We start from the raw sequence: 23,069 nt of genomic DNA on the forward strand, positions 1-23,069 counted from the left end.
CCTTATCTGCAGATGACCAGTCTCTTCCGGGAAAGCACTTGGAACTTTAAGGACCCTATCATGTCGATACGTTATCTTTTTAATATGAGCTGGTGCGCTCTTCTGAGCTGCGCTGTCACCGGATGCTATTCCCATCATCAATATCCCTATGGTGGAACTTATCCTGGCCCCTATGGAGCTCCTGGTCCTTACGAGATGGCCCCTGGAACAGTAATGCCCGGCAATTACCCTCCTGGCAGTTATCCCGTGCAACCAGAACTCGGTCAACCGGTTCCGCCACCACAGGGATCGCTCCCCTCCCCGAATTCACAGGCTTACAGCGACGCGTTTCCAGGAAACACGAATAATACAAACTATGATGGCGTCGATTCCCAGTGGAAGCAGCCCGTTAACAGTAATCCCGGTGCAGCAACCCCCTTTGATGCCAATTCAACCGCTTCAGGACGAAATCTCAATCCCGGCAGTGGCGTCAATAATAACCTTCCCGGCAGCCAGGCGGTTCCCAGCTACCAGGATCCCAACCAGATTCAACCCAACTCTCAGCCTTTAAATAATGAATTCCCGGGCAACAGTAACCCTACTCCCACCGGCAACGCATTCCCGGGAGATTCTGGAGATACCTTCGAAAGTAATTCGAGTCCGAAGCCAGCTACCGGCATTTCAAACCAGATGAATGATCAGTTCGGTCCGAGTGGCGGCGATCAGTTTCAGAACAATCAGCTACCCGACCAGTTCGAACAGCCGGATCAATTCCAGCCATCAGGGAATGAATTTGATTCAAATAAAAACGAAGGCTTCAGTGTTCCCAATCCCGTACAACCCCAGAACCCGGTTCAGCAGCAGAGTTTCGAGAGTGGCGACGATGCCTTCGGTGCGAATCCTAAAAAATTCGATGCCAATCCCACGCCTGCTGACGACACTTTCAATCAGAACTCTTTTGACAGCAGCCAGGATTTTCAAACTCCTGTCAATCCATTTCCAGGTAATGACGGTAGCGATGAAACTTTTGGACCGAACAACAGTTCAACCATGAAACCAGCCACGGGACAAGTCAGTCATGCCGACCACCAGAGATCCGCTTCAGGACCTCAACTGATCAGAGACGAGTCCTTCCAGCAGCCCGCTAAATTCCAACCCGCTTCATTCGATCTGCTCGTCGGCAGCAGCCAGCACTCCCCCTCTCCTTTTAACTATGATAAACAAAACTACCGCTGGTTACGGGGAATCATTGAGTTTGACGAACAGGAAAAATCCTGGAACATCACCTACAATGCCACTCCTGACAAATCCGATAAATTTGGCGGCAATATCGTACTCATCGATCAGGGTAAACTGAACCGCTTTACCAACGGCGATGTTGTACTGCTGGATGGCTCAATCGATGGCTCAAAACAGGACCAGATGGGAAAACCCTGTTATCGCATCTCCAAAGCACAACGGCTCCTTCCCAAAAAATAAATCGGTAAAACTGATAAATCGGAATTCCAGTCCCGAAGAATCGAATCTCCAGCCCTGTTCACAGGGCTTTTTTTATTGTCTATGCGTGAAAACACGTTTTTTTATAAACTGCCAGTAAGCCCACCTGCCAAAATCACCACCATAAAACCCACGGGCGGCAGACAAATCTGAAATTCATTCCCGTAAAACCGTTCCGGATATACAGTCTTAAATAAGCGTAAAGCGACATTTTCATGCCAATAATTCACCTTCTCTTAACCACTAGCTCACCATACTGATACCACATTCTCACCAGTTTCGCGCACAAAACGGGCATTGCATTCTCATGGCGAACCGAAAATGCTGCTCTATGTTCATTGCAACTCAACATCATTATTCCCCCCCATATCCAGTTTTCTCAACTCCATTCGCTGAGACGGCTCTCTCATATTTTAAGTAAAGCCACCAGGACAATAAGATGAACACTCAACAGTCCCGGTAAGCAATCTCCGAACTTCAAATCGAATAACGGTGTCCTGCCAGTAACAAACTACTGGCGTGTCAGAAGTTACTGAAAATCGACACAAAATCGCTTTTACACGGCTCCCTTTTCATTGGCTGAATTCGTGTTAAAATTCCTGATGAATAACCACATAAATATTTAACAGTCTGAAGCAGGCAGTAATGGTCGCCAATCTCACATCCATTCGGGACGATTTCCCGATTCTGAATCAAAAACTGCCCAACGGGCAGCCACTCGTCTATCTGGACAGTGGCGCATCCGCGCAGCGCCCCCGTTCGGTAATCAATAAAATCACTGAAGTCTACGAGCAGTATTATTCCAACGTACATCGCGGCGTCCATCAACTGGGAGATCGTGTTACCACGGAAATGGAAGCGGCCCGCTCCAGAATTCAATCCTTCATCAGTGCAGAGTTACCTGAAGAAATCATCTTCACTTCAGGGACAACCATGTCAATCAACCTGATTGCCCAGGCATGGGGCCGCCACTTCCTTAAAGGCGGTGATGAGATCATCCTCAATGAAATGGAACACCATGCGAACTTCGTTCCCTGGCAGGCAATCGCCAGAGAACGCGGGGCCGTCCTCAAATTCATCCAGTTGACACCCGAGGGACGCCTTGACTTGGATCACTACCAGGGTCTGCTTACTGCGAAAACAAAACTTGTGGCCGTGACAGGCATGTCAAATGTGCTGGGAACAATAAACCCCATCAGGGAAATGGCAACAAGAGCCCATGAAGCCGGTGCGCTGATTTTTGTCGACGGTGCACAAAGTGTTCCCCATCAGCCAGTGGATGTCGTCGGCAGCGAAATCGACTTCCTTGCCTTTTCGGGTCATAAACTGTTTGGCCCGTCAGGCATTGGTGTCCTCTATGGACGCAAGGCGCTGCTCGAAAATCTCCCTCCGTTCCTGTATGGAGGAAATATGATTTCGGAAGTGCGCCTCGACGAATCTCACTGGGCCAGTCTGCCCGCCCGCTTTGAAGCGGGAACGCCTGCAATCACGGATGCCATCGCGCTGGGAACTGCCATCGACTATATCACTGAACTGGGTTTTGACACAATTCAGGAACAGGAGCATCTCCTCGGCGAATACGCACTGCAGAAACTGCGCGAAGTTCCCGGCTTACAGATTTATGGGCCGCAGGAACTGGAACAGCGAGGAACGATCTTCAGTTTTAACATCACAGGGGCTCATCCCGAAGACCTCGCCACACTCCTGGACCGCAAAGGCATCGCCGTCAGACACGGGCATCACTGCACCATGCCTCTGCATCAGCATCTGAACATTGCGGCCAGCGTACGGGCCAGCCTGACATTCTATAATACCACAGATGAAATCGACGCCCTGATTGATGCCATCGACTTCGCCCGTAAGCGACTGCGTCTGACTTAAGTCTGACGGCGTTCATTTTAAATCATGTGGATGAAAAAAAAGAAGCCGGCGTTTTTGCGCCGGCTTCTCTGAGTTTCTGAATGTTACCATTCTTCTCTAGTAAAACTAGAATTAGATAGGTTTAACATTTTCTGCTCTTGGTCCCTTTTCCCCACGTCCTTCTGTAAAGGAAACGCGTTGCCCTTCGTAGAGCTGCTCAAATGACACACCTTCGAGGTTAGACGAGTGGAAGAACAGGTCTTTTCCACTTTCTGTGTCGATAAACCCAAATCCCTTTTGTGTCACTTTTTTGATTGTACCTTCAGCCATCTTCTTTTCCGATTCCTAAAAAATAAAAAATGCGGCGTCTCCCGAAACAACTGGTTCAGGTAGCTCAGCCGCAAGATTCGATTCTAACCGGCCCCCATAATAAAACAAGCTGAGTGAACAATAATCTCCTGACAAGCCACCTTCAGAACAGGTGAATCATTCTGGAAGTGCCTGTTTTCCAGCACCACAAGCCCAAAAAAAACTTTTATTGATTTCACCAATTCCTCCCGATTTCAGCATTTCCGGTCCCATTCCCAGACGGTGAAACAATTACTCCCCACTCCCGAACCTCAGGCATCAATTACAGCCCTCTGATCTCGCAAAGCTTATTCAGGCCTGCCTGGAAACCTGGATGGATTACCCACATGGATTCCCCTAATCTCGCCCCACACATAGCAGATACTACTTGACAACTGTTCCAGATCGGCAGACGATAGAGAGAAGTATTCTGCATTAAAGCGTCACGTCTTCCATTTCATCTCAGAAAGCGAGTACTCATGATGGTTCCTCGCCCTGTTTCAGCTGTTCTCCACACACGGATCGCCGGATTATTCACGCTGCTGCTGGTTTTGGCAGTCTCAGCGAATCAGGCAGTTGCACAGCGACGCACTACCCGTCTCAACGCGAGTCCCGCGAATACGCTGGAAGCGGCTGTTATGGAATTTGCTCTCAACGCCGAAGAAGTCGAACAGCTGATCGGCAAAACGGCTGACATCACCGCATCCAATGGGAAAGCAGAGCAGGGGGTAGAGATCACCCGCTTCTTGACGGGCCGCGACAAGAGTCAGATCAAATCGATCGAAGTCAAAGCCCCCAACGCCACGCGCAGTAAGCGTCTGCTGGTCACACGCCTGGACGAGATGAAGGTAGAAGACAAACTCTATCAGTTCCAGTATCTCCCCTCGATCAAAGCAGCCCTGCTGGAAGATCTCAGCAAAAAGAACGCAGCGATTTCCGAAAAACTCAAAGCTTCCAACGAAGAGTTCTGGGAAGAGATCCCCGAAGAGGAACAACTGAAATATGTCAACGAATATAAAGAGTTTCTCGACAAAGTTGGCAAACACTACGCTTCCTTTAACATGAAATTATATGAAACCAGGTACTTCCTGTTTTATACCGACATGCCCGCCAACCAGGTTGCCCCCTACCTGGTTCAGCTCGACAAAATGAATGAACTGCTCGGCCAGTCATTCGGTTTCAAGCCAGGTCATAACATCTGGCGCGGCAAAGCAGTGATTGTCGCCTTCATCGCCAAACAGGCATTCCTGGAATTTGAACAGCAGTTTTACAACCGCACGGAAACCGGCAACGCGATCGGGCTCTGCCACTCGCACGGTGATGGAAAAGTCATTGTCTCCTGCTATCGAGGCAATGATCCCAACTTCTTCGGAGCCGTCCTCGTCCACGAAACCGCGCACGGCTATATTCATCGCTATAAATCAACCGTCAACATCCCGACCTGGATCAACGAAGGTATCGCCGACTGGATCGCCATGATGGTCGTCCCCAGTTCCAGAGAAGTCCGCTTCCGTCAGGTGGAAGCAGCGAATCGCCTGAAACAGGTCCAGACGTTCGGCGGACAGTTCTTCAATAACGAGCGTCTCGACAGTTGGCAGTACGGCTCTGCCAGCGCGATCATTCAACTCATGCTCAAAGCCAGCCCGGAACAGTTCAAACTCTTCTTCAACGGCATCAAAGAAGGACTCACCTGGCAGGACAGCCTGCAACGCGCCTACGGCTTAACCGTCGACCAACTCAGCCAGGCCTACGGCCGCACCATCGGCATCCCGGCTCTGACTCCGTAACAAAATGAAGAGCAGTGATCATCATCATGACTCAACTAATTTCAAACCGTGATATCAGACACGATTCTACGAAATAGAAACACCGACAGAAAATTTCAATTCGGATACTTCACGGTTAAGTATATTCATGTAATCTCTATTCTCCAGTGAATCGCCTTTCGGAAAACTGCCATGCCCCGTTGTTTTAGGCATCAGAGAAAAGTTTTCATCATCTCCGGACTCATTCTCTGTGTGGCCTGTTTCTGGTTCCTGAAGCCCAACAGCACTCGTCAATTACAGTCACGGATCGAAAACCTGGGTGGCACCACACGCCTGGATATTTATTGCAGCCCCGAAGCAACCCCCATACCTCCCATGCTTTCTAATCTGGAACTGACCTTTCGATTGAAAGAATTCTTCCTTCAGCCGTTTCATAAAATCATTTATGTACAACTCAGATTTTGTGAGATCGCTGACTCAGATCTGACGGTACTGGAAGAAATGAATCATGTCATCAGACTGGATCTGTCAGATTCCGATGCTTCAGATAAAACCATCGAATCGATCAGCCGCATGAGAAGCCTCAAGTACCTGGATATCAGTAATACCCAAATCACCCAGGCCGGAGTCGCACGACTGCTGCACCGCAATCCCTCTTTAACCATTGAAGGATTCAATCCACGCGAGCAATATCTGTCCGAATCAATGGATCAGTTATTCAAAAAGATAGAAGAGGGAACACAGTCTGAGAATCCGAATCTGAAACCATTCGATAGCAAACTCGAACTCATTTTTCGCTGAGTAGAACTCAACTACAAAGAACCAGCTATGACAGCCCATCAGGAATTGCCCCTGAACGAAAAACCAAATATTGTTTCACAGTCAGGGTTGAGCGTTCGCACTTTGTGGCTGATTCTTTCCGTCAGTATTTTCATTCTGTTGATCCCGGAAGGCCTGCAACGCTGGCGTGCCATGAAACTGGCCGAAAAAGTAATCCAGCATGACGGAGAAATAAGATTTAAAAATAGTCTACTCACCCAGCTAGACTGGTGGTCGGTTTCACCCCAGACACACGCATTCTGGGGAAACATCTACAGTGTGTATACGCGTCCTTCCGGTAGCTTTCAGGTCGACGATGACTTTCTTCTGGAACTGGGAAATCTGCACTCCATTCAAAACCTCACATTAGGCAACCCCCACAATCCAACCATCATCACGGATCAGGGAGCTACATATTTAAAGCAACAGAAGCTGGGACACCTCGGTATTACGGGTGGATCCATGACAGATAATGGCTTGAATGAACTGGCTGAGATGAATTCGCTACGAACCCTCGGACTGCATCACCTGGCGATCACAGGAGATCAACTCCCTCCGAACACTTTCCCGAAATTGAAAATGCTGGACTTGTCTGATACACGATTTACAAATCAGGGACTGAAGAATCTGTCTCCCAATGCCAGTCTGGTTTACCTGCACCTCAGTAACACCAATGTCAGCAGTGCAGGACTGCAGGAATTATCAAAGTTCCCGAATCTGCGTGCTCTTCGCCTGGGAAATCTGAAAATTAAAGCGGCAGCATTCGCCAAACTGGCGAATATGAAGAGACTCTATCAACTCGATCTGCAGGGAACTGCAGTTAATGATGCCGTAGCTTTGCAATTATCCCAACTGGATCAAATCACACAACTCAGGTTAGACCAGTCTCAGATAACAGATCAGGGGCTCCGACATCTGGCAACAATGAAAAACCTGGAAACCCTGTTCCTGCCAGGAGCAAAGATCACTGATTCCGGATTAAAAGTTCTGAGTCAACTTCCGAAACTGGATTATCTGGATTTGTCAGACACGCAAATCAGTGATGAGGGGCTGCGACAACTCAGCAAAATACCGGCACTCAGAATGCTTAACCTGTCAAACACCCGCGTCACCGATCAGGCGAAACAAATTCTCCTGCAGTTTCCAGCATTGGAATCCATTGAAGCATTCAACACCAGCATCTCCCCCGTCACCATCGAAGACATCCGCGATGCGGGGATTGACGTATCAAAATTTCATGCGGAAATAAGCCCGTTATAGTCCATCACAAATGCTACAGGATACCCGCTCATGGAACCATCCGATCTGGATTCCCGTATCGTAACACTCAGAAACTACACAATCGTGGTGACCTTAGTCGGCCTGTTCCAGCTTTGTTTCATTCCAGCAGCCATTCACATTCAACCGTTGATGATGGAAGATGCCCTGCAGTTCGAACTGGAAGGCCTTGACTGTAAAACAGAAGCCATCCAGAAAATTGTAGCCTGGCAAGAACGTACCAAAGGTCCTTCGGTGTTCATCCCCTTTCTGAGCGGCCTGATACTTCTTTGCATGTCTGCTACGATTTTCTATCAATTGTCCCAAATCAGCAGACAGCAGTAACGTTTCTCGTCGCTTTCCCGAAAATCCGCATTCCCACATGATTTCGAATTACCTAAACTGCAAACGCATTCAGTCTTCCTGATCTCACCACATCCCATCAGAGGATAAAAATTCCATGTCGACCGTGGCTCCGCGTATGAAACCCGAAGAAACGGATACCAAAAAGATCCGGGTCCTGGCGGCCGGCTTTATTGGCAATATTCTGGAGTGGTACGACTTCGCCGTTTATGGATTTTTCGCACCCACCATCGGCAAACTCTTCTTCCCGTCGGAAGATCCCCGGGTCTCGCTGATCGCTGCCTTCGGTGCGTTCGCTGCCGGATTTTTAATGCGACCGGTCGGCGCCGTGCTGTTCGGTCACATCGGCGATCGCATCGGCCGTAAGAAAGCACTGACCCTTTCAGTGTTGATGATGGCGATTCCCACCATGCTCGTGGGCATCCTTCCCACACACGCTCAGATCGGTATGTACGCTGCGATCATGATGGTTCTACTCCGAATGATTCAGGGCATTTCGGTCGGCGGAGAATATACCAGTTCGTTCGTCTTCCTCGTCGAACACGCGCCTGCAGGACGGCGTGCCTTTTTTGGTTCATGGAGTATGATCGGCGCCACCTGCGGCATTCTGCTTGGCTCCGCCGTCGGTGCGTTAATCAACACGTTTACCACGAATGAGCAACTCATGGACTGGGGCTGGCGGATTCCATTCCTCGCTGGTGTGCTCGTCGCGTTCGTCGGTTATTTCATCCGGCATGGCATCCCCGATCAGCCGATTGCAGAAGAACTCTCTGAACAGGAAGCCTACTCACCTCTCAAACAGGCCTGGGCCAGCTATAAAACAGAACTGCTGCAGTCAGCCGGCCTGAATATGATGAACGCGGTCACCTTTTATACCGTCTTCATTTATCTTTCCACCTGGCTGGTAGAAGAAGTGGGCGAAACCCGCGCGGAGGCACTCGACATCAATACCATCAGCATGGCTGCTTTAACTGTGATGGTTCCGTTCGCAGCAATGCTCGCCGATAAATATGGTCGCAAACCACTACTGCTGTTTGGCGCAGCCGGAGTGACACTGTTTTCGTATCCTCTATTATGGCTGATGCACCACCAGCATTACCAGATGATCCTCGCCGGACAGATCGGCTTTGCTGTTCTCGTCGCCTGTTTCGCCGGTGCCATCCCTGCGACGATTACCGAACTCTTCAAACGTGGCGTTCGCGTCAGTGCGGCCAGCGTGAGCTATAATATTCCGTTTGCGATCTTCGGAGGCACTGCCCCCATGGTCGCTGCCTGGCTCGTCCATTCGACCGGTAATCCGCTCTCCATCGCCTGGTACCTCTCCGGCATCGCCGCGATTTCCTTCTGTATCACCCTCACTATCAAAGAAACCCGCCACAATTCACTGGAGGAATGATCAATCCGATTACAGCACCGGTTCCCCGGTCTCTGCAGAGAATCTCATCTTCTGCCCCTTGTTGAGCAGCATGTTTTTACCCTGTTTTTCCTGCAACACAAATTTGTTCAACTGGCCTTCAAAATAATCTCTGCCCGCTTTGACGCATTCAAAGTGAGCGGCGATCGTCGCCGGATCCAGTGCGTAATCATAGAATGCGACTTCATCAATCACGCCACTAAATGGCTCGCGGCCTACGAATGATTCAAAATCGGAGGTAATCAGGTTACCAATCACCGCGGGGGTCGAACCACCGCTGATGATCATCGTGCCGACCGGAAATCGATGGCTCATTCGCAGCTTGCCATCAATATAAATGGCTTTCACTCCCGTCCAGCCATTATAAGTGGCAACGATATGATGTGGCTTGCCATCTCGCATTTCAGCCAGCGTGGGGCGTCCCTCTTTCCCGTCCAGGGGCATATCCAGTTCGCTGTAACCCATGCCCGACAAAAACAGACCAAATGACAGACACGGACCTCCCTTCACTACAGGAATCTGAGATACACCGGCTTTTTCATCATTTTGAAAACTCAACAGTATCCGGTAGCTGCCATCCTCTTTACGAAATATTTCATCATAATCATAAGGCTTTTTTGCAGGTTGATGATCTGAAATCTCCCACTCAGAGATCACCATGGCTTCAATAGTCACCCCTGTCGAAACCGCATAATCACCGGTCCCCACCTCCTTGCCACCCCCATTACCCAGCAGCAGACTCGCATCAGGGTGATTGTTAAACCGTATCGCACCACTGCCAATGATGCCTTCCACCCGCACTGCATTTTTACCGGCACGAATTGCTCCCATGCCTATCGCATCCTGTAATGACTCCGATTCTCTCTGATCGAAATTCCAGTAGAATCGAGGTAAACGTCCGCGGAGCTTCACTTCAACCTGACCATCCAGAACATGCACATAAGTTTCAGACTCTTCATTCACACTGACTTCGTATTCGGTACCCCGATTGATCAGTTCCACACTGGGCGTTTCCAGTTTAAAGGGAGCTTTGCCATCTGAGCGATGGGTGAGCAGCTTCCCGGAAAAAAGTGTCCCCTGATCTTTGCCTTCCATACCGAACAGGGAAGGACTCGTCAGGGAAACATCGGCACCGCCCGAAAAAGCAAAGTCCACGTTACCGGAAGTCACTTTCACAGTGCCCGGCTGAAAGTGATCTGTCATCACCGGATTCTTGCCCAGCAGTTCCCATTTCGCCTGGAGCGTCGACTGCACAAAAGCGACTTCTGAGGGAGGGACAGCATTTTCATCAAAATAATATTGAGACCGATCCTGCACGATATCAGGCGCACCAGCCTTTTGAGGTGCACTCTGTAAGGAGAGAAACAGCCCGACCGCACACAGACAGACGAGCAGACTGAAGCATGGTATAAGCAGAAACCGGGCAGGCACACGCCTTGGTTTCTGTGGAATCGTGGGAGCTTCTGCTTCAGCAGGCGGTAACTGTGCGGATTTTGCTGCACTCGCCAGCCCGATATGCAGAAACACGTAATTCAGATATTCGCGACGGTACTCGGGATGCTCCGTCAGCAACTGCTCCAGGGCTGCCAGCTCTACTTCAGTGATGATCCCCGAACATTGTGCGTCAGCCAGTTCCAGAATTTGCTCCGGCAGTATGGATTCAGATTTTTTCATGAAGTCATCTCACTGGAAAGACGGCGGTTGACACAATCAAATAATACTTTCCGGATTTTTTTGATTGTTTTGTAGATCGCATGAGAGGAACATTTCCAGCGGTCGGCGACTGTGGCCGCGGTCTCCCGGTCTCCGTAATACGCGTCGATCAGATCACGTTCGCGCGGACTTAGCTTTTGCATACACTGCGTGAGCGCCAATTGACGCTGACTCTGTTCCTCCACCATGCTCGAAACGTCCTCCGCCAGTTCCGTTACCAGGTTATCATTGAAGATCAGCCGTTTATTCTGATACTTCCGCCTGTATTTTCGCACCTGGTTAAATGCAATTCCGTTCGCCCAGTTCAGGAAACTGCGATCAGAATCATATCCCGGAAATTCTTTCCACAGTATAACGCATGTTTCCTGGAAGATGTCTTCCGCAGCAGAGACATCCAGTACTAAAGCGAGAATAAATCCATAGATTTTGCGGTCTTCCCGCGAGAACAGTCGAAAGAACTCTTCACTCATGACCGGATTGTCTAAATGCTTACTCATAGCGAGGTAAAATCTATCCAGTCACAGAGCACGGAAGAAAACATTCAGGCGACAGATATGCGCGCAGGAGCAAACCCACGAAGCTGCCTTCTATAGTATGTGGCGCGCAGTCTGCCTGATTGGTACTGGAAAATTATGAATTCCGCATTTTTTTTATAAAAAGCAGAAAGTTCTGGTACGAACCGGCCACTCAGCGCGCCATATACCTATTGAGGGCCTGCTGCGTTTTTACTGTTCTCCCTTCTGAAATGCAGTTTCGATGATTGTTATTTCCCTCATATCCAAGGAGTTCTGTTTTCTATCCCGATTTATTTTCATCTGATTCAACCCAAGGAGAACTTATGTTCGTCGCTCGCAAACATGATTATCGCATGCGTTCCGCGTTTACTTTAATTGAATTGCTGGTCGTCATCGCCATCATAGCGATTTTGATCGCCCTGCTACTACCTGCAGTTCAGCAGGCACGCGAAGCAGCCCGCCGCAGTACCTGTAAAAACAATTTAAAGCAACTGGGACTGGCACTACATAATTATCACGAAACACATAAACTGTTTCCCCCGGGAATGATATATCGAGTTGTGACGCCATCCTCTCCCTCAGGAAAACGAACTCCTTTCTGCCTGCATCTGCTGCCTTTTCTCGATAAAGCCAACATATACAACCTGTACGATCATAACCAGAACTGGCACGCTACCGTGCATGATCCTCAACCCGCCGGCAACGGTGTGAGGCTGGTGCCGATTCCTGTCTGGCAATGCCCTACCGATCGAGATGCCATCTGGAATTCCAATCCGGATGGAAGTATTCGAGGAAACTATGGTGTCAACTGGGGGCAGGGCACATTTGGAACTCAAATCAAACCTGCGCCGTTCAAAAATGCATTCGGAGCTAAAATGCGGGATATCACCGATGGTTCCAGCAACACCCTGGCCATGCTGGAAATGCTGAAGCCTGCCACGGGTGCAGACGATTATCGAGCCTGGATCTGGAATGACGAACCGGAAAGTGTCGTCATGACACGCGTCGGTCCCAACAGTTCGGCTCCCGATCTGGTCACGCACTGTGTCTCCGAAGGAGATCGACTTCCCTGCACAGGCTCTATCGCGGGAAATGATCGCAGCAATGCTTCACGAAGTCTGCACGTGGGCGGGGTGCATGCACTGATGTGTGACGGTGCTGTCAGATTCGTCTCTGATAATATTGATCTCAACACCTGGCAAAGCCTGAGCAGCATGAGCGGTGGAGAAGTGATCGGCGAATTTTAAACCATTCGCATCGACTCACTTCCTGAACATCCATCAAATACGACCTGCTTAAAGGAATCCTGAAGATTCCAAGAAGGGCTGAACAAATGAAAACACAGACTTGTCTTATGTTGATGTTATACAGCGCAGCTGTTATCGGGCTGGGAGGTTGTAACAACCAGAGTGCATTCGAGCGAACCCAGGTGGAAGGTATTGTGACTCTGAATGGCACTCCGGTGGAACAGGGGGTCATCACATTTATCCCTGCCGGCAAAGGGGCTTCTGCGGGTGCGAAAATTGAATCGGGAAAATTTGTCATTCCTAAAGAAACTGGCCCCAGCCCGGGAGAGTATAAAGTGGAAATTGATTCCAGTATTCCTACCGGCAAACAGATTCTGGATACCGATGGTGAAACAATGGTTACCGAATATGAAAATGGCATCCCTCCCCGCTTCAACAGGCAAACGGAACTGACAGTCACGCTCAAAGAGGGCAATAATCAACAGCTTTTCGATCTGGAAACCAAATAGAGAATCGCCTGCTCCACTCTGGCATCTCTCAATTTATCCCCTGGGACGCCTGACTCAGGTTAGTTTTTCAAATCAAACATACATTGAATGCCCCTGTCGTTTATAATGAAAAAGTCAGAGCAGACACAGCTCACGTGTATGAACTATTACTTCTCACTCCTGAGAGATAGAAAAAACAGATGATTGCTCTTCCTCCATTCTTTGTTTCACGACTCTTTTGCCTGGCTCTCTTTCTGACAATTGCTGTCCCAACAACGCGCGCTGCACCTGATTTTAAAGAACAGGTCGCCCCGATCCTGCAGCAGCACTGCATTCGCTGTCATAACGACAGCACAAAGGATGGCGGTCTCTCGCTGGAGACGATACAGAGTGCTCTGAAAGGAGGCGATAATGGACGCATCCTGACCCCCGGCGTCGCGGAGGAAAGTCTACTACTCGATTATGTCGCAGGCCCCGAACCGGAGATGCCCAAAAAGGGGGAACCGCTCAACGAAACGGAAATTGGAATACTTCGCAACTGGATCAAAGCTGGTGCCGTCTGGCCTGCGGAGCATCGAATTCAGGAAGCCCAGCTCAATGACCATGACTGGTGGTCTTTTCGACCGTTATCACAACCGGCTCTGCCTGAGTTGCCCGACAAAGAACAAAAGCAGGTCCGCACCCCCGTCGATGCCTTTCTGCTGGCCAGACTTCGCCAGGCAGGGCTGAATTATTCCCCCCCCGCTGACCGTCGTACGCTGATCCGCCGCATCTATTTCGACCTGATCGGACTTCCTCCCACACCGGAAGAAATCGAACAGTTTGTCAAAGACACCGATCCGCGTGCTTACGAGCGACTCGTCGACCGACTGCTGGCTTCCCCCCGTTACGGGGAGCGCTGGGCGCGGCACTGGCTGGATGTGGTTCATTACGCGGACACACATGGGTACGACAAAGACAAACTCCGCGAAAACGCCTGGCCTTATCGGGATTACGTCATCCGCTCACTGAATGAAGACCGGCCATATGGGCAATTTATTCAGCAGCAGCTGGCCGGCGATCTCCTCAAACCCCACTCACCAGACGGCGTACCCGCGACCGGATTCATCGTCGCGGGCCCCTTCGACTGGGTCGGCCAGATTGAAATCAGCGAAAAACTGATCGAGAAAAAGATCACCCGTAACCTCGACCGCGACGACATGGTCGCCACCGTCATGAACACCACCGTCAGTCTCACAGTTCAGTGTGCCCGCTGCCACAATCATAAGTTCGACCCGATCTCACAGGAAGACTACTACGGCCTGCAGGCAGTCTTTGCCGGTATCGACCGGGCCGAGCGCAGCTATGACCCGGATCCTGAGACCGCTTCACGAAGAAGATCATTGCAGGCGTCGCTGGAAAAGTATCAGGGTGAGTATCAACGACTCGACACCAGAATCAGGAAACGAGGCGGCGCAGAACTGGAACGGCTGGAAGCGGAGATCAAACAGGCCACGCTCGCCAAGCAGGGGCAGGGCAATCAATATGGATATCACAGCCTGATTGAAAAATCAGATAAAACTCCCAAATGGGTACAACTCAATTTCAAACAGCCGTTGACAGTTGAGAAAATCACATTAATCCCGGCCCTCGACAATCACAATAATATCGGAGCGGGCTTCGGTTTTCCTCGGCGTTTCAAACTGGAGGTCTCAGAGACCAGTGACTTCCAGTCGGCAACCGTCATCGCAGATCATACTCAGCAGGACTTCCCCAACCCGAAATCCCGCCACATTGATGTCGATCTGAAACCGCAGAATATTCAATACTTGAGAATGACAGCGACAAAACTCGCCCCCCGCTCAAACGATTTCATTTTTGCTCTAGGGGAAATTCAGGTTTTTGCCCCGGATGGTAATAATCTGGCACAGCAGGCACAATTGACGTCTCTGGACTCAATCGAAGCTCATCCGCGCTGGGCTCGCAAAAATCTGGTTGACGGCAAATACTATCAGAGTCTCAACTTTAATACAGATATCACAGAACTCAAACAGCAACGGGATGAGCTCCTTGCCAGCCTGACCTCGGCAGATGAAAAGAAGTTACTCAGTCAATTGTCCGGTAAAATCAAACTGACACAGGCCAATCTTGATCAACTGCCGGATCCACAGCAAGTCTTTGCAGCGACCACCGATTTCCCCGCCAAAGGAAATTTCCGACCGACGGAAGGCCAGCCACGTCCTGTGTATCTGCTAAGTCGAGGAAGTGAAAAAGCACCAATCCGGCAAGTCACTGCTTCCGCCCCGAATCTGATCGACGAACTCAACGGTGACTTTCAGTTGAAGGATCCAGACAACGAAGCAACCCGTCGCCTGGCACTGGCCCGATGGATTACCAGTCATGACAACCCGCTCACGTGGCGTTCCATTGTGAACCGTGTCTGGCTCTATCATTTCGGTAAAGCCATCGTCGACACACCGAATGACTTTGGCAAAATGGGAGCCAAACCTACACATCCGGAATTGCTTGACTACCTGGCCAGTCGCTTCCGTGATGAAGGTCAGTCTCTCAAAGATCTGCATCGACTCATCGTCTTAAGCACCGCCTATCGGCAATCATCACGCACCAGTCCAAAAGGGAATCAGCTTGACGGCGATAACCGTCTGCTCTGGCGCATGAACCGCCGCAAACTGGAAGCAGAAGCCCTCCGCGATTCCGTCCTGCAGATCAGTGGAAAACTGGATCTCGAAATGTATGGACCGGGTGACCGACTGTTTGTACTGGAAAAGCCACAGCATTCCCCTCATTATCTCTATCAAAAGTATGATCCCACGACAGCAGAAAAACATCGTCGCTCTATTTATCGGTTCATCGTCCGTTCAGTTCCCGACCCGTTTATGGAATCGCTGGATTGTGCGGACCCTTCGCAGATCACTCCCAAACGCATTGAAACCTTGACCGCACTCCAGGCGCTCTCACTGTTAAACGACCAGTTTATGATCGGCATGTCAGTCTTTTTTGCAGAGCATATCAAGGCGCAGTCAGACGAATTGTCGACACAAATCAGTCAGGCATTTCAAACAGCGCTGGGCAGGTCACCAGAGCCGGATGAACTGAAAATTCTAAAAACGATCGGCGAACAGCACGGACTGAAAAATGTCTGTCGCCTGATTTTGAACAGCAACGAATTTATCTTTATTGATTAATCAAACACGCAGAAAGTGATCTCATGGATCGTCGAGAGTTTCTGATGTCCGCCGGCGGTGGCCTGGGAGGAATTGCCCTGGCTTCGCTGTTGCAAAATGACCAACTGCTGGCAACCCCTCAGACCAGCAGCCAGATACTGCATCACCCGCCAAAAGCGAAGCGTGTAGTCCAGCTTTACATGTCGGGTGCCGCCAGTCAATGTGACACATTTGACTACAAACCGGAACTGATTAAAGAGAATGGCAACAACTGGGATCCCGGCGAACAGGTACAGCTCTTTCAGTCTTCACCGGGCAAAACCATGCAGGCTCCCTGGAAGTGGAAACAGTATGGTCAATCTGGCAAGTGGCTGAATGAATGCGTCGCACCACTGGGAGACTGCGTCGACGATATGGCTTTCATTCACAATATGGTCAGTAAGTCGAATGTGCATGGTCCCGCAACATTCATGCAGGCCACCGGATTCATTCTGCCTGGATTTCCCGGCATGGGTGCCTGGATCAGCTACGGTCTCGGCAGCATGACCGATAACCTGCCCACGTTCGTAGTTTTGCCCGACCCACGCGGTTTTGCTCCCAATGGAGCCGCAAACTGGTCAGCTGGTTTTTTACCCGCCAGTAACCAGGGAACCATGATTCGTCCGAATTCCAAAACCCCCATCTCCAATTTGTTTCCCCCTGAAAATGACTTTATCACCCGAAAAAGTGACCGCGATGTTTTACATGCGCTCAAACAGCTCAATCAGAAACACGAGCAGCAGCGCACGGGGGATTCTCGACTGAATGCGCGGATTCAATCCTATGAACTCGCCGCCAAAATGCAGCTGCAGGCACCCGAAGTCCTTGATCTTTCCGGCGAAACAAAAAGCACACTTCAGATGTACGGCCTCGATACCGTTGACTTCGCAGTACAGGAAGGCATCAGCGAAGCTGCAGAGATCGCTTATTTCGGCAGAAACTGCCTGGTGGCCCGTCGCATGCTGGAACAGGGAGTCCGGTTCGTGCAGATCTGGTCCGGAGCAGACAATGGCCATCCCCGCCGCAACTGGGATTCGCACGAAGATATCAAACGTGATCACTGGCCCCTAGGGCGGGGCATGTCCATCGGAGCATCTGCGTTGATCAAGGATCTGAAACAGCGAGGCATGCTCAATGATACCATCATTCTCTGGACAACGGAATTTGGCAGAATGCCCTGCAGTCAAGGCAGCAAAGGGCGCGATCATAATCCGTTTGTCTTCACTAACTGGCTGGCCGGGGGCGGCATCAAAGGGGGCACGACTCACGGTGAATCGGATCAATGGTCGTTCAAACCCGCTGACCCGGCGAACCCCACGATGTGTTATGACGTGCACGCGACAATCTTACATCAACTCGGCATTGATCATGAAAAACTGACCTTCCGACAAAACGGTATTGATCGTCGCCTGACCGATGTGCACGGACATGTGATCAAAGACATCCTTTCATAACAAGACCGGGCAATCACAACTGCTGCACTTCTCTCAGGTCAACAATACAAAAAACGAGTGACTGGTTCAGAACCAGCCACTCGCGTTTTACATTAGTCACAGTAAAATCGAAGCTTCGAGCTTATTCGAAGTTTCCTTTGGTCAGCTGTGCATCCAGCCAGGGGCCAGAGAAGCACTCAGAAGGACGCAGTTCTACAGTGCCATCTGTGTATCCTGATCCGGTACCAGAAGCGGGGAAACCGGGATTCAGGAAGCCATCGCCATTCAGGTCAACGATTGCTTTCACGCTGCCGTCAGCCATCAGGATGTTGCAGATTTTATTGCGGCCACGACCATGCCATGCAAACCAGTCGCGTGAATCCTGTAACCACAAGCTTCCGTCAACTCCAGGGGTACCAGTTCGGTTCGGGTCAGGCAGTTCGGCAGGAGTGGCGTTGACCACATTAGTACCACCTGGCATCAGAGCGACTTTAGTTCCATCCCATGTTCCGGGACCATCGTTAAATGATTCTGCCAGACGTTCACCCGAATCAAGAAAACCAGGTATCGAGTGACTCAACACAGCTTCGCCCACATCACCAGGAGCACCACAACCCATGAAAGAAACTGCTGAAGAGGCAACTCGGGAAGAATCCAGACGACGAATCGTCAAGGGTCCAAGTGAACCGCCAAATCCCTTCAGACCTGATGCAGTGACACCAGCAGTCGTTTTCGGGCCGGAGCGGACCAGGAACCAGCTGGATGCGTAGTTCGTTCCATATCCGTCTTCCAGCAACTTGGCAACCTGAAGAAGACGTGCATCTGTTCCTTCTGTTCCACTGGTCCAGGTGGCACAAATACCTTCGCTCAAGCGAGCAATCGGTGCAGAGTCTTTGTTACTGGTGTTAGCAACACCAATCATGTCGTTCAGTTTTTCAGATCCCAGCAGAGTGGAGGAGGGGCACAGCATCTTCTGAGGAAGACCGGCACCACTGTTAACCATGTCAGCAACCCAACCCCAGGTGTCAGGACATCCATCACGACGGAAGTCATAAGCACCGGTGCAATAACGACCACTGGGGTCTGTTGATGCGAAAGAGTGCATGGAGAGACCGAACTGACGCAAGTTACTTTTGCACTGTGAAGACCGTGCAGATTCCCGAGCTGCGAATACTGCTGGAATCAGCAGAGCAGCCAGTAAAGCGATGATCGAGATCACCACCAGAAGTTCGATCAGGGTAAAACCTGATCGTTTTGTGTTATGAGCACGTGATTTTTGCATTGTGTTTCCTGTTTTTGAAAAAGTGTTTTGTACAGTTTTACGCGAACAATGAAGGCTTAAGACAATTAAATTTGATTTTGAAAGAAACAGGCCATCCCCATCAGTTTGGCACTGGATGTATGAAACTGAACTGCTCCCCCCCTTGACTTTTTTTGACTCACTCAGATTTCTTAAAATTCACTCACTTCGAATTCGATTTACAATTTGTATCTGAAAAATAGTTTGCCGGCTGTGTTTCTCAGATGGTCATACGGTATCGTGCTACTGTGAAGTTTTTTCCCCCCGTTACGTTAAGAAGAAATGAATAATGTGTAGCAAAATCGATCAAAACGCACCTTTTATTAGTGTTTCATGAATATACAGTTAGACTTCTGCAGAGAGCTTCATAAAAATGTGTTGCGTTTCATTCCGCCTGACTGAGACAAAACTTGAATTTCTCCCTGCCACATTCGTATAATCACAGAAGAGATCTCAGGAATCGGCATGAGTAACCCGATTCCTAAGTCGCCTGCTCAAAAAGTGTTAGAACCACAATGAGCTACCCCCACTTTGAGGAAAGTGGCGGACCGGTATTCACTCGTGTTTGATTTTGAGATTGAGAAATCATTCCGATTCACAGAAAATCCGGGTTTGCAGCCTGCCTGACCAGACTTCACGTTTTGTCAAAGCCGCCTCGCTTTTTTCCTGTAACGGTTCCGATTTCTGACCTTTCTCCGTAGACCGAAAGAGAAGATCATGGTCGCTCGAACGATCAGCCTGTTCGCAGTATTCAGTGTCGCTGTCGCCTGCATTCTGTATCAAAACGTCGTGGCGGAAACTCCCCTCACTTCCGATCAACCCCTTGACTTTGCAACCGATATCCGACCTTTACTTTCCGATGCCTGTTTCTCATGTCATGGCCCTGATCCCGAACATCGGGAAGCAGATCTCAGGCTCGATTTGAAAGAAACAGTCTTTGCAAAGCACAATGGGCAGGCTCTGATCGTACCGGGTAAACCGGCTGACAGCCTGCTCTATCAACGTATGACTGCCTCGGATGAAAGCGAACGTATGCCGCCCGTTGATTCGGGAAAAAAACTATCCCAATCTGACCTCGCAAAAATCCGAAAGTGGATTGAAGACGGCGCTCCCTGGGCTTCGCACTGGGCCTTTCAGACACCAGTGAAACCAGAATTACCTGAAGTCAGACAACCAGAATTAATTCAAAACCCCATTGATGTATTCGTACTGGAAAAACTGGAACGGCAGCAGCTTTCATTCTCTGAACCAGCAGACCAGACAACGCTCCTGCGAAGGTTGAGTCTGGACCTGACTGGCCTTCCGCCACGCATTAAAGAGATCAATACATTTCTCTCCGACAAGAGTCCCGATGCGTACCGGAAACAGGTTGCACGCCTGCTGGCCTCTCCTCATTATGGAGAGCGCTGGGGACGTCTCTGGCTTGATGCAGCCCGCTACGCCGATTCCAACGGTTATGAAAAAGATGCCCCCCGCGAAGTCTGGCTTTATCGAGACTGGGTGATTGATGCCTTAAATGAGAACATGCCCTACAATCAGTTCGTCATTGAACAGGTCGCCGGTGATCAGCTTCCTCAGGCAACACAAGATCAGAAAATTGCCACCGGATTCATGCGCAATTCCATGCTCAATGAAGAAGGGGGTATCGACCCTGAAGAATTTCGGATGGCTGCCATGTTTGACCGCATGGACACAATCGGAAAAAGTATTCTCGGATTGACCCTGCAATGCAGCCAGTGCCATTCGCATAAATACGATCCGTTAACGCATGAAAATTACTATCAGATTTTTGCCTGTATCAACAACTCGTATGAAGCCAGCATGCGGGGATATACAGATGAAGAACAACAGCAGCGGGAAAAACTGTTGATCGAAATCAAGTCGATTGAACAGTCGCTTAAAAACACATCACCCGACTGGCCGCAACGCCTGGCTGCCTGGGAAAAACAGATACAGCAGAACCAACCAGTCTGGCATGTATTGAAACTGAAAAATATTGACAGCAACTCTCAGCGCTACTTTGAACAGCCCGATCATTCCATGCTGGCACAGGGTTATGCACCATCCCGATTCACCTCAAACTTTGAAGCTGAGACCGACTCCTCCGAGATCACTGCCATCCGTCTGGAGCTGTTAAACCACCCCAATCTGCCAGCAGGAGGACCGGGTCGCGCCACATCCGGTTTGTGCGCTCTCACCGATATCAAGCTGTCTGTCGCAGATCTAAAGGCCCCCAAGCAGAAAACCAGCATCAAATTCGCAGAAGCCACCGCCGATTTCAGTAACCCTCGACTGCAGTTGCAGTATCCCTATGAAGACAAAAAAGGAGTCCGCGGGTTTACCGGACCTGTCAGTTACGCGATTGATGGAGACAACTCAACCGCCTGGGGAATCGACGCGGGACCAGGGCGACAGAACCAGCCCCACGAAGCAGTCTTTCGCGCTGAAAAGCCATTCGGCTACCCGGAAGGCAGTAGATTAACCATCAGTCTTGTTCAGATGCATGGTGGCTGGAACAGTGACAATAATCAAACCATGAATCTCGGCCGCTTTCGCATTTCCTGGAGTAATAGTCCGAATGCACACGCTGATCCGGTCCCTGATCGAGTCAGAGAAATTCTGACGATTCCCGATGCCGAACGAACCCCTCGACAACAGGCCCAGATCTTCAGCTATTGGCGAACAACAATCCCGGAATGGGCTGCGGAAAATAAGCGTATCGAAACCATCTGGAAACAGCATCCGGAAGGTACTACTCAGCTGGTTTACCAGGAACGTCCTCAGCCCCGGCAAACCCATCTGCTGGATCGTGGCGACTTCCTCAAACAAAAGCAGGTGGTGCAGCCAGGTGTGCCCGGTTTCCTGAACACACTCCCCGCAGATACCCCCGTCGATCGTTTGACATTTGCCCGCTGGCTTGTTGATCGTCAATCGCCGACGACAGCCCGCGCGATTGTGAACCGGGTCTGGCAGGCCTACTTCGGCCAGGGAATCGTTTCCACCAGTGAAGACCTGGGCTCTCAAGGAGCTGCACCGACACATCGAAAACTGCTCGACTGGCTGGCTGTCTGGTTCATGGATGAAGGCTGGGACCTGAAGAAGCTGCATACACTGATTGTAACTTCCCGAACTTATCAGCAGTCATCCCGGGTCAGCCCGGAATTATATGCTAAAGATCCGTACAACCGCCTGCTGGCGCGGGGACCGCGGTATCGTGTCGACGCGGAAATCGTCCGGGATATTGCGTTACAGGCCAGCGGTTTGTTAAATCCGGAAATTGGCGGCCCCTCTGTCTATCCGCCTGCTCCTGCCTTCCTGTTCGACAAACCGGCCAGTTATGGACCGAAAACGTGGAATGTGGAAGAAGATGCCGAACGCTACCGCCGCGCGATCTATACGTTCCGGTTCCGCTCGGTTCCTTACCCCATGCTCCAGGCATTTGACGCGCCCAATGGTGATATTTCTACCGTCAAACGCACACGTTCCAATACACCGCTGCAGGCATTAACCACACTGAATGAAACCCTGTTTATGGAATGTGCTGTCGGGCTTGCAGAGACAATACTCTCAGCCAATTCAGGTTCAGAGGAATCGAGGATCGAAACAGCCTTTCGGCGTTGCGTATCCCGTTATCCGTCTGCGGAGGAAAAACAGGTACTGTCTCAGTTCCTGAACAGACAGCGTCACTATTTTGTCGACCATCCCGAAGAAGCAAAACAGATTTCCAACCAGAAAAAGACCAAAGATGCTACAACGGATTTTGCTGCCTGGGTCGCCCTCTCGCGGGTATTACTCAACATGGACGAAACCATCACTAAAGAATAGCCAACCATCGAATCAACGCGTAAACTTGAACAGGTAAGACTG

At 50.2% G+C, this 23,069-nt stretch carries 16 protein-coding genes; 12 read left to right on the forward strand and 4 right to left on the reverse strand.

The annotated features are described in order from the left end of the window. The first annotated feature begins 60 nt into the window (after positions 1–60). Entirely contained in the window at positions 61–1,458 is a 1,398-nt protein-coding gene (locus GmarT_RS24430; protein ID WP_149303369.1) for a hypothetical protein, read from the forward strand. Between the two features lie 663 nt (positions 1,459–2,121). After that, complete coding sequence (locus GmarT_RS24435) at positions 2,122–3,357, forward strand: aminotransferase class V-fold PLP-dependent enzyme (RefSeq protein WP_002647117.1); 1,236 nt, start codon at positions 2,122–2,124, stop codon at positions 3,355–3,357. A 111-nt stretch (positions 3,358–3,468) separates the two neighbouring features. Here GmarT_RS24435 and GmarT_RS24440 read toward each other — a convergent pair whose 3' ends face one another. After that, a complete protein-coding gene (locus tag GmarT_RS24440) occupies positions 3,469–3,666 on the reverse strand; it encodes a cold-shock protein (protein ID WP_002647116.1) in 198 nt (65 codons plus the stop codon). Between the two features lie 497 nt (positions 3,667–4,163). Between GmarT_RS24440 and GmarT_RS24445 the strand changes: the two genes are divergently transcribed. From GmarT_RS24445 to GmarT_RS24465, 5 genes are all read left to right on the forward strand, one after another. Continuing rightward, positions 4,164–5,471, forward strand: a complete 1,308-nt coding sequence (locus tag GmarT_RS24445) for a hypothetical protein (RefSeq protein WP_002647114.1) — start codon at positions 4,164–4,166, stop codon at positions 5,469–5,471. Between the two features lie 171 nt (positions 5,472–5,642). Then, positions 5,643–6,251 (forward strand): hypothetical protein, encoded by a 609-nt coding sequence (locus tag GmarT_RS24450; RefSeq protein ID WP_002647113.1) that lies wholly within the window; start codon positions 5,643–5,645, stop codon positions 6,249–6,251. A 27-nt stretch (positions 6,252–6,278) separates the two neighbouring features. After that, positions 6,279–7,529, forward strand: coding sequence for a leucine-rich repeat domain-containing protein (locus GmarT_RS24455; protein WP_002647112.1), 1,251 nt, complete (start codon positions 6,279–6,281; stop codon positions 7,527–7,529). A 30-nt stretch (positions 7,530–7,559) separates the two neighbouring features. Further along, positions 7,560–7,871, forward strand: coding sequence for a hypothetical protein (locus GmarT_RS24460; protein ID WP_002647111.1), 312 nt, complete (start codon positions 7,560–7,562; stop codon positions 7,869–7,871). 115 nt (positions 7,872–7,986) lie between these two features. Further along, positions 7,987–9,285 carry an MFS transporter gene (locus tag GmarT_RS24465; RefSeq protein WP_002647110.1) on the forward strand — a complete coding sequence of 433 codons (1,299 nt, stop codon included), beginning with the start codon at positions 7,987–7,989 and terminating at the stop codon, positions 9,283–9,285. Between the two features lie 9 nt (positions 9,286–9,294). Here the strand turns inward: GmarT_RS24465 and GmarT_RS24470 are convergent, their stop codons facing one another. Then, a complete protein-coding gene (locus tag GmarT_RS24470) occupies positions 9,295–10,977 on the reverse strand; it encodes a LamG-like jellyroll fold domain-containing protein (RefSeq protein WP_002647109.1) in 1,683 nt (560 codons plus the stop codon). Next, a complete protein-coding gene (locus GmarT_RS24475) occupies positions 10,974–11,513 on the reverse strand; it encodes a sigma-70 family RNA polymerase sigma factor (RefSeq protein ID WP_002647108.1) in 540 nt (179 codons plus the stop codon). The genes GmarT_RS24470 and GmarT_RS24475 overlap by 4 nt, the downstream gene beginning before the upstream one ends. 341 nt (positions 11,514–11,854) lie before the next feature. On the opposite strand from GmarT_RS24475, the gene GmarT_RS24480 reads away from it, so the two are divergent. From GmarT_RS24480 to GmarT_RS24495, 4 genes are all read left to right on the forward strand, one after another. Then, positions 11,855–12,778: a DUF1559 domain-containing protein gene (locus tag GmarT_RS24480; RefSeq protein ID WP_002647107.1), complete on the forward strand. Its 924-nt coding sequence runs from the start codon at positions 11,855–11,857 to the stop codon at positions 12,776–12,778. Between the two features lie 86 nt (positions 12,779–12,864). Then, positions 12,865–13,287 (forward strand): hypothetical protein, encoded by a 423-nt coding sequence (locus GmarT_RS24485; RefSeq protein WP_002647106.1) that lies wholly within the window; start codon positions 12,865–12,867, stop codon positions 13,285–13,287. Positions 13,288–13,466: 179 nt separating this feature from the next. Then, the gene (locus tag GmarT_RS24490) at positions 13,467–16,451 is read left to right on the forward strand and encodes a PSD1 and planctomycete cytochrome C domain-containing protein (RefSeq protein ID WP_002647105.1); all 2,985 of its coding nucleotides are present in this window, start codon (positions 13,467–13,469) and stop codon (positions 16,449–16,451) included. 23 nt (positions 16,452–16,474) lie between these two features. After that, on the forward strand, positions 16,475–17,923 hold the full coding sequence (locus GmarT_RS24495) for a DUF1501 domain-containing protein (RefSeq protein WP_002647104.1): 1,449 nt from the start codon (positions 16,475–16,477) through the stop codon (positions 17,921–17,923). Between the two features lie 121 nt (positions 17,924–18,044). Here the strand turns inward: GmarT_RS24495 and GmarT_RS24500 are convergent, their stop codons facing one another. Further along, the gene (locus GmarT_RS24500; protein ID WP_002647103.1) at positions 18,045–19,184 is read right to left on the reverse strand and encodes a DUF1559 family PulG-like putative transporter; all 1,140 of its coding nucleotides are present in this window, start codon (positions 19,182–19,184) and stop codon (positions 18,045–18,047) included. A gap of 735 nt (positions 19,185–19,919) precedes the next feature. Here GmarT_RS24500 and GmarT_RS24505 point away from each other — a divergent pair. Beyond that, positions 19,920–23,027 (forward strand): PSD1 and planctomycete cytochrome C domain-containing protein, encoded by a 3,108-nt coding sequence (locus GmarT_RS24505; RefSeq protein WP_002647102.1) that lies wholly within the window; start codon positions 19,920–19,922, stop codon positions 23,025–23,027. The last annotated feature ends 42 nt before the right edge of the window (positions 23,028–23,069 follow it).

Source organism: Gimesia maris (genome assembly GCF_008298035.1).
Lineage (GTDB): Bacteria > Planctomycetota > Planctomycetia > Planctomycetales > Planctomycetaceae > Gimesia > Gimesia maris.